This is a genomic window from Pseudogemmobacter faecipullorum (genome assembly GCF_020539525.1).
Taxonomy (GTDB): Bacteria; Pseudomonadota; Alphaproteobacteria; order Rhodobacterales; family Rhodobacteraceae; genus Pseudogemmobacter; species Pseudogemmobacter faecipullorum.
The window spans coordinates 1-13,673 of record NZ_JACDXX010000036.1 but is presented as its reverse complement, the minus strand read 5'-3'; the positions used below and the strand labels follow the sequence as shown (position 1 = coordinate 13,673).

The window sequence follows — 13,673 nt, the reverse complement described above, 5'->3', positions numbered from 1 at the left end:
TGACCATTCCGGGGATCGGTCGCCTGACCGCGACCACCATGCTGATCGACATGCCGGAGCTGGGATATCTCGAGAGCAAGAAGATCACCGCCTTAGCCGGACTTGCGCCAATGACGCAGCAATCTGGCAAGTGGCAGGGCAAGGAACGGATTACCGGCGGACGGGCATCAATACGGCGCGCGATCTATATGCCGGCACTTGTCGCCATCCGCTTCAACCGGGACCTCCACGACAAGTATCAGCAGCTGCTAAAAGCCGGAAAGGCGAAGAAAGTAGCCATCACCGCCATCATGCGACGCATCATCATCCTTGCAAACACCTTGCTGCGCGAGGGCCGAGATTGGCTGCCTGAACGCCCTTGACCAAGACGGATACTCGACCGCCGGTCGAAGTCATGGTGGGCTTTATCGACGCGCACCGCAAGGCGCACGGGGTCGAGCCGATCTGCAGCGTTCTGCCGATCGCCCCGTCCACTTATTATGCTCATTTGGCCAAGCGATCCGATCCCGCACGACTGTCGGAACGGGCACGCCGGGACGAAGCTCTGCGCCCGGAGATCCTGCGCGTGTTCGAGGAGAACTGGCGGGTCTATGGCGTGCGCAAGATCTGGCGACAGCTAAGCCGCGAGGGTTTCGATATCGCGCGATGCACCGTGGCGCGGCTGATGAAGGGCATGGGTATTCAAGGTGCTATCCGCGGCAAACCGCACCGGACGACGATCCCCGACAAGAAAGCGCCCTGTCCACTGGACAAGGTGAACCGCCAGTTCCAGGTGCCCGCCCCCAACAGGCTGTGATCGTGTCCCGCGTGATGGTGTAGCTTCGGTGGCCACCAGCTTTGTCGTTAGGTTCGGGTTGCACACCCAACGAACCGAGGACGCCACTGATGACCAAACCGATGATGGACGTTCGCGCGCTTGTTAAGAAGAGCGCAGACGCCGACCTTTTGCGCGAGATGATCGGCTTCGCGGCCGAGCGGCTGATGGAGCTGGAGGTCGGCGCCAAGACTAACGCCGAGTATGGCGAGAAGTCGGCGGAGCGCACCGCGCAGCGCAACGTGTAGATCCGGGCATAGTTGCTGCCGGCCAGGGGCAAAGATTGCACCGCTCGGAGCATAGTTTTGCAAGTGATTGAAATGATTGAACCCGCTCTTTGGGCGGCTTTTGCATTTGTCGCCACGTCCTGTCTCGGCCCATAGCTGCCGGTCGCTTCATTGATTGGCTTCCTCTGATCCGACCGTTCGATCACAAGGTAGGGATAAGGCCGAGTTGAACTCAGATGGCACCCATTTCACGATGAACGTGAAATGGGCCTTTGACGCTAGGCGTGGGACCGCGATGTCGGAGCGCCGAATGATCAGAGATTGGCTCAGGAAAGGAGGCGGATGTTAGCACATTGCAGCTCTGGGAAATTTTGTCGCGCTAGGATCATTATCCTTACGCTTAATTCCCCAGAGACGTATGCTTTGTTTTATAGACGCGTATTCTTTTTTAAGGTCGATCAAACCTTAGAGATTCGATCGTCAAGCCAGTGCAGAGCGCGACGGTGCATCGCAACGTCGCTCGGCTCAAGATGCTTCGCGTGGGCGTCGGGCCTATCGTTGACGATACCCGCGTTCTCATTGAAGGCAGCTTTGTCGCCAAAAATTCTTTCAAACAACGACCAGTTCTTGTTGATAATCGCTACGAGCTCCAGCCAAAAAAGTTTGTCTGCTATCGTTTCGAGGTTAAAAGCATCCAGTTCTTCTCGGCGCTTTGACTGAAGTGCCGATAGTAGTGATGCCTTTGCGGAAACGCTATCTTTGTTGGTTAGAGCCGACATCCGCAAAAAGTTGATGACAAGAGATCGGAGAGCGCGTTCCATCGTATTGCGGCGATAGGAAATACCTGCCAGCTCCTCCGCCCATTCGCTCACAAGTGGACGAGCCTCTACATTCTTGACCCCAACCACATCTTGTAGAGTGGCCTCTTCTGCGACCATCGTCAGCGCCATACGCATCATCGATCCAGAAATCTTCCCTGTATTATCAACAATGCCATAGCGGTTAAGTGTGCGCTTTATGCCGCTACTTAGTTCCGATCTCTCAGAAAGCAGTGAAAGCGATGGGGCTCGGAGTTCAGGGTAAACTCGGAACAGATGCTGCAACGCGACCTTCGCAAGGGCGGCTCCCTCGTCTCGACCATATGCTTCGAGCATCTCAGAGACGGCAGGCTCTTGGAGGGTGATTGGTCTGATCGAGGTTTCAATTTTACCATGAACTGAAGAGCAGGCTTTTCTGATCCAGAACGGCATATCGCAACAGAAAGTTGATATCGCCTCTAGAGCTTGCTCGTCGAACCGAAGTCCTGCCATCGCGCCAATGTTCTTGATCATTGCTTTAGCAGCGCCACGCGGCAAAGGGCTCAGATATTCCTCGGGAATGAACGCTAACGCTGCATTTTCAATCCCATCGATCGATTCTACAGAGAACCAACGGCTGGAGACACCACTTACCAATAGAGATACTCGTCGGCCATCGCGAGCAGCAGCGTGGTAGGCGGCTCGCACATTTCGCCAGAACTCGATAAACCCTAAATGCCATTGCTCAGCGCCACCATTACTAGGTGTGATGTAGTCGATCTCGTCGAAGGCGAGGATAACGGTAGCGTCGAATTGACTTAGCGCCGACTGGAATCGACGCGCGGCTTCGGCAAGGGAAAGAGCAGAAGTGCTCGCATTTACCTCAGCGTAAGATCGGCCGGACGCCTTAAGGTCAAGGAGTGAAAGTGTAATGGAATGTAGCAGCCCTGCGGCATCCAAGCTAAAAACATCATCCCGCTGACAGTCGATGAACAGCGTAACCGCGTCGTAGTTATCCTTGAGTTCCGATAGGACGCGGTGCAAAATTGAGGTTTTTCCAATCTTTCGGATGCCAAAGCACGCACGAATGTGACCAGAATGAAGCTTGCGGGCGAGTTCCTGAGCTTCCGCCCTGCGTCCGAAAAACTGTGCGTCGTTGGCAACAGGTCCGGTTACATCGAACGGATCTTGGGTGAAAAATTCGTATGAGAGTAATCGCTCCAACTCTTGGTTGCGTGGCAATACGCCCGTGGCAGTATATACTGGGATGACTGCAAGGCCATTTTCTCGCCCCCAATTTTTTAGCTTGGTGTTTCCGCGTGGGTCCTGATGAACAATTACACACAGAGTCGTTTCGAGACGACCATCAGAATCATTGATAAGGCGACGGACAAACTGAACGGAGCGTGCCTGCTGATCAGAATAAACATTCCCCAGGATTAGGATTTCTCGTTCTGCCCCGAGAATACTTTGTAGGCGCTTTGAACCTCGGGCATACATGACGAAATACTCGCCATTTTCAAACTGGCGTATCGATTCCGCGGTAATGGCGAATAGTCCTGTAAAAGCGGCTGTAGTCTCGGCTGCTAATCTCTTCAGTTCGTAGCTCACCCTGTTTCCTGTCATTAATATCGATAAAGTCGGTTCTAACTGTATTTAATGTCGAAAATTGATCAACCTAGCCAGGGCCGTCAAGCTGTAAGCTGGTTGGCATGGCGCAAGGCGGCTTTCCGAGAAGTAGCTGGCGGGAGTGTCTGAAACAGCCACGCCTGCCTGTCGGCGCAGCGTCCCAGCTCATCTCGGGGTCGAACCAGATCGTCAGCGAACCCCGGCGCTTGAGCGCATCGTTATAGGCTGGCCAGTTCCTGGTCCTGTAGGTCGGGGATGTGGGTCTGCTCATGCACCCCAGCTACCATGCTGGATTCACGAGATGAATCCCTCACGGGATTTGCGCAACAGAGCACTTTAGGCGGCGACGGCGTCATTCAAGCGTCTTACGATACTTATGATCTGCGTTGCTTTTTCCCTGCCAAACACGCCCATTATGCCCTGATCATCGATATCGGTGAAGGGGCTTTCATAGAACATGGCTGGGTCGATGAGGCCATTTTCACTGAGCGTGTTTACGATCATGTCGATGAATTCGATTTGATCGGCTGAGATTGCCCTATCGGAAATGAAGTCGCTGAAGGCTTCTTTTGCGGCAGCACGATCAAGCCCAATGAGGGAACGTAAAAAGGCACCAAGCCCGCCTGCACTTTGCACTTCTGCAATATCCTCGGGGTTGGCGACGCCGTTTTCCAAGAACATGCGCTCAACCTCAGCAACGTCTTGGGGGGTAAGTTGGTCTCCACGCCTGATTTTAAGGATCGTAATGTGGTCCTTATGCTGTTCTGCAAACGCACGGGCTTTTTTCTTAAAGCGAGCTTTATCAAAGCCCGTGCCGACTTGAGGAAGATCAATGGTTGTGCCATGTCCGATTTCGTCCTCGAAATCGGTTGTGACCAGTTTGCGTTCTTCTGGCTTTATCAGCTCGACCAGCATGCGTAGCCTGCGGCGCACCTGCTCAAGCATGACGATGGTGACATCGGGCAAATATTCATCGGTTTGAAGCTCCAAGATCAGCTCGATCTCTTTTGCCACCAAAGGCACGTTTTGCAGCACTTCCAACGCTGAAGCGGTTTCGCGGATACGCTTCTGAGCTTGCAGGAAGGCAGGATCTTTCTTCAAGAGCGCGATTTGTGCGCGCAGAATAAGAAGGTCAAACTGCTTAGCTGGCAGGCTGTCATCTTTGAATGACGTAGGCAGGCCTGCGATTTCATCTTTCAGGGTGTTGATGGCTTCGACATCTAACTTGGTCCAAGCCTCTTGTGATTGGAAACGTTCGACGGCGCGGCGGTGCGGGCGGGCGATGAAGTTCTCGGGGTTAATGCCAGAGACCTCGCCATGCAGCCTTTCAATCAAGCTGCGGCGTAGCTCCTGCTCATCCTCTTTATCGCTGTTGATTTCGATGATTAGGTCAAGGCGATGTCTGAACAAGCGTTCACCGATGGGCGCAGCCATTGAGGGCTCAACCATATTCGGGTTTTCGCCAAAGAACTCAAGGTTCTGGCAGTAGTCGAAGATAACAAACTCTTCTTTGTCTTCACCCGGTCCGAAAAGGTTGGGGCAAAGCCGCGTGCCGCGACCCACCATCTGCCAAAACTTTGTTTTCGAGCGCACGGGCTTGAAGAACACAAGATTGACGACCTCGGGCACGTCGATGCCAGTGTCGAGCATATCGACCGAAACGGCGATCTGCGGATCTTTGGCTGGATCAGAGAAGTCGTCAATCAGCGTTTGCGCATAGGGCACTGAATAGTCGATCAGACGCGCAAACTTGCCCGCAAGGTGCGGGTAGTTTGCATCAAAGCGTTGAACGATGAACTGCGCATGCAGGCTTGAACGCGCGAAAATGATAGTTTTTCCAAGCTTATCGCCGCCCTCAACCTTGATCCCTTCGGACATCAGCTGAGCTAGAACCTTGTCCACGGTGTCGATGTTGAAGAGCCATTTATTCAGATCGGCGGCCTCGACACGGTCGGGCGCGGTTCCGTCATCATTCCATTCCAGCGCGTCCCATTCTTCTTTCTCTTCATCAGAAAGCTGGTCGTAGCTGATCCCCTGTCGCTGGAACTTCAGCGGAACCGAAATCCCCTTGGGCGGCACAAGATAGCCGTCCTTAACCGCATCTTCCAAATCATAAGCATCTGTCGGAACACCCTTTTCCAATTCAAACAAGGAATAGGTGTCCCGGTCGATCTCGTCGCGTGGGGTCGCGGTCAGGCCGAGTAGAAGGCTGTCGAAATAAGAGAAAATCGCTTTGTATTTGCGATAGACCGAGCGGTGCGCCTCATCAACCACGATCAGATCAAAGTGACCAGGCCCAAAGCGGCGCTGGCCGTTCGCCATTTCTTCAATCTGGCCCATCATGGTCGGATAGGTCGAAACCAGCACGCGCGCGGCTTTATGATCGTTCTTCTGGGCGTCGTGGCGCTCAATCAGGTTGGCGATTGGGGCAGAGGGCAGATGTGCCTTAAAGGCGTTTTGTGCCTGCTTCACCAGTGCCACGCGGTCGGCCAAGAACAGCACGCGGCGCACGATATTGGCGCGCATCAGCTGATCAATCAGCGCAATCACGGTGCGGGTTTTCCCCGAACCTGTCGCCATGACCAAAAGCGCCTTGCGCTGGCGGTCTTTCTCAAAAGTCTCGCCCACGCGGCGGATGGCGCGGGTTTGATAGGGGCGTCCTGCAATTGCGCTATCGACCAGCTCTGCCGACAAGGGCTTGCGGGTCTTGCGGCGCTGGATCAAAAGCTCCAGCTCGTCGCGCTTCAAAAAGCCCGCAATACGGCGGGGCGGATAGATCAGATCATCCCAAATCCAATGATCATAGCCGTTCGAGCAAAAGATGATCGGGCGCTGGCCGTAGGCGGCCTCTAGGCAATCGGCGTAAAGCTTGGCCTGCTGCTGGCCGATCATCGCATCCTTTTTGGTGCGCTTGGCCTCGATCAGGGCAAGGGGTTTGCCGTCACTGCCCCAAAGAACGTAATCGACAAAGCCATCGCCCGATTGGTTTGGCATGCCTTTCACGGGGAATTCACGGTCGCGGGGCTGATCCAGAGCCCAGCCCGCTTCGTGCAGCAAAAGATCGATATAGCGGTCGCGCGTGCCTGCCTCGTCATAATCATGTGGGTCGGGCACGGCTTGGTTGGCTTTGCGCAGGGCGGCATATTCGGCTTTCAGCGCGGTAAGCTCGGCCTCTAGCGCGGCGCGGCTTTCCTCAGACGCCATGCGGGCGGCTTCGGCCTCTTCGCGCTTTTTGCGATCTTCATCGCGCTTTTGGGCAAGCTTTTGGATCTCGGCCACGGTTGAGGCCGAGATGGTCAAACCCCGTTCCAGCTTGCTGGCGTCAAAGGCTTGGCCTGCATCGGGGTGGTGGCTTTTGGCATAGGTGCGGGCCAGCCAATAGGTGATGTGGAACAGCTCGGCCAAGGTGTGGGTGGCGTCGGTGGCCGTCAGGGGCTTGCCGCTGTCATGGGCGGCGCGGTTGCCTTGGTCTTTGACATAGCGCGCCTTTGTGATGAGGGCGGGGCCCATCAGTTGCGCAAGGCTGGGTTCGGCGATCAGGGCCGCAAGCTCACGCGCATAGGGGCGTTTGAGGGTAGGTTCGCGTAAGAATAGCCAGTTGAGCGCGGTTTCCAGCGTCAGCCTTGCATAGAAACACGCGCCACGCGGGTCGGAAAGCGCTGCCTGCTCGGCCTTGGCCGCATGTTCGGCAAGGTCGGGGAACTCGAGCTTGAGATAGGCAAATTGGCTCATGGCGGCTTTCCCTGCGGGCGGGCGAAAACGGATTTATTCAATGAGAACGAGAGTTACGGATCAAATCGGCACAAGCAAGACAAATAAGCCCCGCGCCGTGAAAGGCGCGAGGCTGGAATAGGCTAAAGCTTGCCTTGGAAGGCTGCGGATTGGAGGGAGGCGAAGAGCGCTTCCGACTTGGTAAGACTGTAGGCGGCATCCTGTTCAAGACTTGATGCGGTCCTTACGCGCTGTTCGAATTCTTTTTGAAGATTGAGGGGCGGAACTCTAATTTCGAATGCCTGACAAGCGGGCAACGAGATATGTTTAACCGTTGATCCTGAGCCACTTTGGTTGAACTGATTTTTTAAATAATCAGTTTGCATTTGGAAGCAGAGAAATGCGGACGTGATGCGTGATGTATCTGGACGATACAAAAATAGTCTCTGCCCGAGAAAGACGCCACTCTCTTGCAGGATGCCAACTTCTCCAACGGGTGCTTCACGTGTTAAAATGACATCGCCGGGTAATGGAACCAAGCGACGGTTCCATCTCTCAAAGGTTTCTTCGTTCACATATCTCGTAACATCCAAATTAACCTTGCCATGACGAACATTCGTAGTTCTGATCATTCGGAACGGTGTTTTTTCCTCTACGACTGGTGCGGTGCGATTAACGCAGTCAACCATCTCGGAGCAAATGTCTGCGATGGAGTGAGTTTCCCAATCTTTGGTGTTTAAACGGAGATCCCCAAACATCTCCTGAAACACAGCCTGCCCGAGGGTGTTGAGTTTTTCGAGTGCGCGGGCGCGCAGGCGGCGCAGGGCGTCCGCCTGATCCAATATCCCCGCAATCCGCTTTTGCTCTTCGAGAGGCGGGAGAGGGATTTCGATATCTGCTAAATCGGACAAACGAATATTTTTAATGCCGATGCCGTTGGAGTTACTCGCCCAGCTACGAAATAGGGGATGACGAAAAAAGTGGCTTAAGTAAGACGCATCAGCTTTTTCAGGAACAGCGCGGATAACGGCTAGGAACGCTCCGAAACTACCATGCCAAGGCATTTGTAATAATCCGGATTTCCCTAGAATATTGGCGCTTCCCGAGGACATACACATAACAATGTCCCCCGACAGTAGAAGCTGTTTCGCTGAAACGAACTCAGGCGGCAAGTATACGAGGTCACTGGAAAGGATTAATGTGTCTTGTATGTTTCCAGCACGCAAAATCGGAATAGTGTCATTCGCGTCATCGGTGGTATCATCTTTGCTAAATGTAACTCCGCGCACTAAGTCCGCGATCTCATTAAGTTTCACCATTGACCAGCTCATGCCAGCATCTCCTCAAGACGCTGGAGGCCTTGGGCGATCTCGCCCTCTAGGCCGCGCAGCTCGGCGATGATCTCGGCGGGGGATTGGTGGGTGACTTCTTCGTGCTCTATCTCTTTATAGCGATTGAGCGACAGGTCATAAGTGCCGGCCTCGGCGATTTCAGCTTTGGGGACGAAGAAGCTTTGTGCGGTGCGCGGGTTGGCAGCCTCACCCAGTTGATTGCGCCAGCGGGCCAGAATGTCGGGCAGGTTGTTTTTGGCGTGATCGGCCTCGGTCAGGGCGTCTTGCGGGATGGCGCCAAGTTTGCCCTCGTTCAAGAGCGGTGTGCGCTTGTCATCAAGGCTATAGCCATCGGCCTGCATGTCATAGAACCAGACATCCTCGGTGCCGCCCACGCCGGTTTTGGTAAAGATGACAATGGCGCAAGACACGCCCGCATAGGGGCGGAAGACGCCCGAGGGCAGTTTGATCACGGCCTCAAGCTTATGCTTTTCGACCAGCTCTTTGCGGATGGCTTTGTGTGCGGTGCTTGATCCGAACAGCACGCCATCGGGCACGATCACCGCCGCACGCCCGCCCGTGCGCAAGAGGCGCAGGAAGAGGGCGACGAACAACAACTCCGTCTTTTTGGTTTTGGCTAGTTTCAGCAGGTCTTTGGCGGTGGTGTCGTAATCGAGCGATCCGGCAAAGGGCGGGTTGGCAAGGATCAGCGAGTATTTGCCCGCGTCGGAGTTATGCTCTTCGGCCAAGCTGTCGCGGTAGGTGACATTGGCGTTTTCAACCCCGTGCAGCACCATGTTCATTGCGCCGATGCGCAGCATGGTGTTGTCGAAGTCAAAGCCGTGGAACATCTCATTATGGAAATGGTTGCGGGTTTCAGGATTGCGCAGCATTTGGGGGTGATGCTGGCGGACATATTCGGCAGCCTCGACCAAGAAGCCGCAGGTGCCTGCCGCAGGGTCGGTGATCTTGTCGCTGGGCTGCGGGGCCATCAGATTGACCATCAGCTGGATGATATGGCGCGGCGTGCGGAATTGGCCGTTGGTGCCTGCGCTTGCGATTTTGCCCAGCATATATTCATAGACGTCGCCCTTGGTATCGCGGTCGTCCATGTCGATCTGGTCGAGCATTTCGACCACCCGCGCCAAGAGGTTGGCGTTGGAGAACCCGAGGCGGGCGTCTTTCATATGGGTGCCGTAGGACGAACCCTCTTCGCCCAGCTGACGCAGGAAGGGGAAGACGTGTTCATCGACCACGCGCATCATTTCGCGCGCTTCAAAGTGCTTGAAGCGCGACCAGCGCAGGTTGTCGTAAGCCTCGCCCTTATCGTTGTGGCCTGCGGGGAAGATGCGGCGGGTGAGAGGCTTGCCGAGCGTCTCGGCCTTGCTTTCTTCGAGCGTTTGGATGTCGTCCAGTCGCTTGATGAACATCAGGAAGGTGAGTTGTTCGATGACGGAAAGAGGGTTCGAAACCCCGCCCGACCAAAATGCGTTCCAGATCGTGTCGATCTGATTGCGAATATGACCCGTAAGCATTGCTCTGCCTCAAATATCTTGTTGAGTGCAGGGTATCTGGCAATGCCTGAAAACTCAACAAAAGCTGGTTACGGATTTAAAAGCGATGCATTTTAAAAGTGTTATATTTCAAAGCCAAAGCCTCCATCTTGGTCGACCTCCGGCTGATCTGGGGCGGAGGCTGTCTTTCGTTCATCCTCAACAATCGCCTGCATGGCGTCGTCGCGACCTTGGATTTCGATGCCTTCTTCAAGGGCAATGCGGGTTGCCACGCGCAAGAAAGCCTCTTCGCCCTTGATACTAAGTCCAGTCCAGCCCTTTGCCAGAGCTGCTGCAATGATAAGGCGGAAGCTGGCCTCGGTGGTGGCTTCTGAGTGATCTTGCTGCCTTGGTCCTCAAAGCTTGCGCCGTCTTTGAGGGTAACACGCGGCAGGGTAGCGTCGATTTGTGCGATTTCAGGCCGCAAGGTCGGGGGCAGGGTGCCAACGCCATAGGTTTCCTCCCATGCTTTCGAGATCGGATCGGCCTTATAGCTGCGCTCTTTCGGTTTGGGCGCGGTGGTGGGGCCGATATTTTCGACCTCTCCTGCCATTGGGTCATAGGGTTCTGCGCGGATGGCTTTGATTTCATCTCGGATGATTTCTTCCTGTTCCGCCGTGCGGCCCGCGATGGGGAAGTTCATTTCAATGGCGATGCGGGTGGCCTTGCGCAAAAAGGCCTCGCCGCCGTTGACAAAGCTGGAAGCCAATTAAAATTCGAGGAATGTGGTTGATTTCTGTTTACTTTATTTATTCACGTATTTTTTTAGAGCTGGCATTTTGGCGGTATTTGATTCGGCTCAAGGGAAGTGCCGCCGACAGTTTCAGCGCTGATCAGCGACGTGGACGCACCTGCGAGACGCTAAACAGGCACCATTTTCGAGATCGTGCCAAAGAAAACATTCCGAAAATCTGCGCTGCGTGTATTTTCCGTAAATATCTGTTTTTAAATAAAATATTTGACCGAATCGATGTTGGTCGGCACCCTTTCCTGAGATGTCGCGAAGACCTGTCCAGGAAGATACATGTGGATAACCGAATTCGACCCGTAGCAGCTCGCCCGCAATTCTGCCCACAATGTTGCCAAAGGAGGACCAGGCGATGGGATAGGGCAGAGAAAGAAAAAACCGGCCCGTTAAGAGGCCGGTTGTAGAGGTGGGTCGGCAAGCCAACCATAATGACAGACATCAGTCTAACCGCACCTGGCAAACAGGCGCAACGGGGATGTCGGCTCACCAGAATAAAAACAAATGAGCTGAGGCAGAAAATGTCACCGAACACTTTGGTGGGCGCAGACGCGGAGTCTGCGAACGGGGAAGGTTTCTTCGGAAACGGAATGAAGATGAGCACTGTATTGCCACGGAGTGCGATCGGTTCTGATGCGAACGGATCGTTGCTTTCCAGCATTGGGGGCCGCGTTGTCTTGCGGCCTATGCCTGAGCCAAGTCGCGCCCAGAGGGCAGTGCACAAGGTATCTGAGCGGCATTTCACCGGGCAAATCTGCTGGGGGGAGGAACACCCGAAGCGCTTGGTGGTTGAAAGTCTGCTCGAATACCAGGCAGCTCTCTGCACCATCTATCGTCCGGGTTTTGAGGATATTCGTGAGCAGGTCGGCCCGGTCATGCTGCCGATGCCGGATGGAGGCACGAATGCACATTACATCGATTTTTGTGCGACCTTCCGTGGCGGGCTCCGTATTGCGTTGGTGGTGAAGCCTGAGGTCTATTCGCGCAGGCCCGAGTTTCAGGAGAAAATCGCGGCTTTGGTGATGGTCGGGCGTCCGGTCCTGTTTGATAGACTGGTTGTGATCGGCCGCCGCAATATCAATCCGGACGAACTTGCGAATGCCGAGCTGTTCCACGCCTCACGGGTTTCGGTCCCGGCGGAGGATCAGGCTCTTCAGGCTTTTATCTCAGGGATGTCTGGCCCCGCCAGTATTGGTCAGTTGATCGCCGAGGGGCGAGCTGATGGAATCACGCTTCGCAGTGTAGCGAGGGCTATTCACCGTGAACGCCTCCACCTGATTACTCCTGGACGCATCACGCTTCAGAGCTCTGTGGCGCAAGGCAAAGTGGGGGTGCTGTCATGAGCGGCCCAAGTTCACTGCTGAGCGTTGGAACACGGTTCGAGCTGAACAAGCGTATCGGGGCAGTCATCGAACAGCGCAGGAACAGTGTGATCGTTCTCTGGGAGGAGTTCGTTGATCCACAGACGGGCGAAGTGTTTGCCCCGATTGCAGAAAGCCTTGAAGCACCTGTTATCTCCGATGCAGACCTTCGCGGCGCGCTGCGCATATTATACCGGCCTTCTGTGGGGGGTGAGAAGTCGGGGCGCCCGCTGTTTTTGAGGTCCGACAAGGAGGTCGCACGGCAGAAGTGGCGATTGTGTCATGTGCAGGCAGCCACACTCCTGATTGAGCAAGGCCTTCTGAAGCCTACCCGTGCTTCCTTTGTGCAAAACGCGCTTCTGCTTCTAAGTAAGGGCGATCAGATCTACCGCGAAATGCTGCTTCGCAAGGCGCAGGGTGAGAAAAAACGTGGCGGTGCCACTATCACCATCGGCCAGCAGCAGCGCCCTCCAAGATCTGCGGCGCAGGTCCACAAATGGTATCTAAGCTTCAAGCGTGAGGGGCCTGCCGGCTTGTTTGATCGCTATTCGCGGTCAGGTAATCGCAGTGATCGATATGATCCGGCGATAATGGCAATCGTCAGAAGCGTCATCAATACGCGCTTGGATGAAGAACGCTGCACGGTCGCATCTATTGTGGATAGTGTTCAGGCCGCCTGTTTGCTGCATTATGAGCGGCATGGCCGCCGGGGTTCGCTGAAGATGCCCGGCTATGAGTTCGTCCATGATCTCATTGATGCACTGGCGCCGATCGAACATCAAATCCGTCGCCGCGGCTTCGCAGTTGCCTACAAAGATATGCATTCTCTGGGCGTAGGCATCACGACAAGCCGTGCATTTGAACGTGTTGAAATTGACGAGCATAGCTTGGATCTGATGGTGATCCTGCAGGGCTTCGGCATATGGGACTGGCTGACTGCGGAAGAGCGCGAACAGCTGAACCTTAACGGCACAGCATCACGAGTAACGATCTCGGCAGCCATCGATGTGCATACCCGCTGCATCGTAGCCATGCGTATGTCTGCAGGCAGCACAACTACGCTGGCGCGTGATACGATCGAGATGCTGGTTCAGGACAAGACCCCGGTCGCAGATGCTTTGGGTGCGCATGATCCCTGGGATATGTATGGTCGTCCTGAAAAGATCGTGTTCGACCGTGGCCCGACCTATCTGACGGATGAACTCTACGATCTTCTGGCGGAACTGGGGATCGGTTACCTTGGCGCACCCGCCCGAAAACCCTGGCTACGTCCCTTTATCGAGCGGCTGTTCCGCACCGTCCACAACGGCTTGGTGCAGCGCTTCTCAGGGCGGACTTTCAGTGATGTTGTCGCCAAAGGAGAGAACGATGCGCAGGATGTCCGTCGTCGAATGATTTGGAACCGCCGCGCTGATTTTGTAGCAGATGGCTTGGGCTCATCGGGTTCAGGCTATGCTGCTTGACGCTGGTGGTTCAAGCGGCGGTTTTGGATGGTCTGCTGTTTG

The 13,673-nt window shown here is 54.9% G+C and carries 8 protein-coding genes, 3 pseudogenes and 1 other annotated feature; of the genes and pseudogenes, 5 read left to right on the top strand and 6 right to left on the bottom strand.

From position 1 onward, the window contains the following. From H0485_RS20115 to H0485_RS20105, 3 genes and pseudogenes are all read left to right on the top strand, one after another. A partial coding sequence (locus H0485_RS20115; RefSeq protein ID WP_226937692.1) for a transposase occupies positions 1-362 on the top strand: 362 nt, incomplete at its 5' end. Beyond that, positions 352-469 (top strand) — a sequence feature (AL1L pseudoknot). (Overlaps the previous gene by 11 nt.) Then, positions 377-793, top strand: a pseudogene (locus H0485_RS20110) (IS3 family transposase); the annotation flags it as partial. Its footprint overlaps the feature before it by 93 nt. A 92-nt stretch (positions 794-885) precedes the next feature. Next, positions 886-1,056 (top strand): annotated as a pseudogene (locus H0485_RS20105) (IS256 family transposase); the annotation flags it as partial. A 443-nt stretch (positions 1,057-1,499) separates the two neighbouring features. Here the strand turns inward: H0485_RS20105 and H0485_RS20100 are convergent. From H0485_RS20100 to H0485_RS22050, 6 genes and pseudogenes are all read right to left on the bottom strand, one after another. Continuing rightward, positions 1,500-3,449, bottom strand: coding sequence for an ATP-binding protein (locus tag H0485_RS20100; protein ID WP_226937691.1), 1,950 nt, complete (start codon positions 3,447-3,449; stop codon positions 1,500-1,502). Positions 3,450-3,600: 151 nt separating this feature from the next. Next, positions 3,601-3,738, bottom strand: a pseudogene (locus H0485_RS20095) (IS5/IS1182 family transposase); the annotation flags it as partial. A 65-nt stretch (positions 3,739-3,803) separates the two neighbouring features. Continuing rightward, entirely contained in the window at positions 3,804-7,199 is a 3,396-nt protein-coding gene (locus H0485_RS20090) for a DEAD/DEAH box helicase family protein (protein WP_226937690.1), read from the bottom strand. Between the two features lie 122 nt (positions 7,200-7,321). Further along, positions 7,322-8,509 (bottom strand): restriction endonuclease subunit S, encoded by a 1,188-nt coding sequence (locus tag H0485_RS20085; protein WP_226937689.1) that lies wholly within the window; start codon positions 8,507-8,509, stop codon positions 7,322-7,324. Beyond that, entirely contained in the window at positions 8,506-10,044 is a 1,539-nt protein-coding gene (locus H0485_RS20080; protein WP_226937688.1) for a type I restriction-modification system subunit M, read from the bottom strand. The genes H0485_RS20085 and H0485_RS20080 overlap by 4 nt, the downstream gene beginning before the upstream one ends. A 76-nt stretch (positions 10,045-10,120) precedes the next feature. Then, on the bottom strand, positions 10,121-10,771 hold the full coding sequence (locus H0485_RS22050) for a hypothetical protein (protein ID WP_255613872.1): 651 nt from the start codon (positions 10,769-10,771) through the stop codon (positions 10,121-10,123). Between the two features lie 632 nt (positions 10,772-11,403). Between H0485_RS22050 and H0485_RS20070 the strand changes: the two genes are divergently transcribed. After that, a complete protein-coding gene (locus H0485_RS20070) occupies positions 11,404-12,150 on the top strand; it encodes a hypothetical protein (RefSeq protein ID WP_226937687.1) in 747 nt (248 codons plus the stop codon). After that, a complete protein-coding gene (locus H0485_RS20065; RefSeq protein ID WP_226937686.1) occupies positions 12,147-13,631 on the top strand; it encodes a TnsB C-terminal domain-containing protein in 1,485 nt (494 codons plus the stop codon). The genes H0485_RS20070 and H0485_RS20065 overlap by 4 nt, the downstream gene beginning before the upstream one ends. Positions 13,632-13,673: the final 42 nt, after the last annotated feature.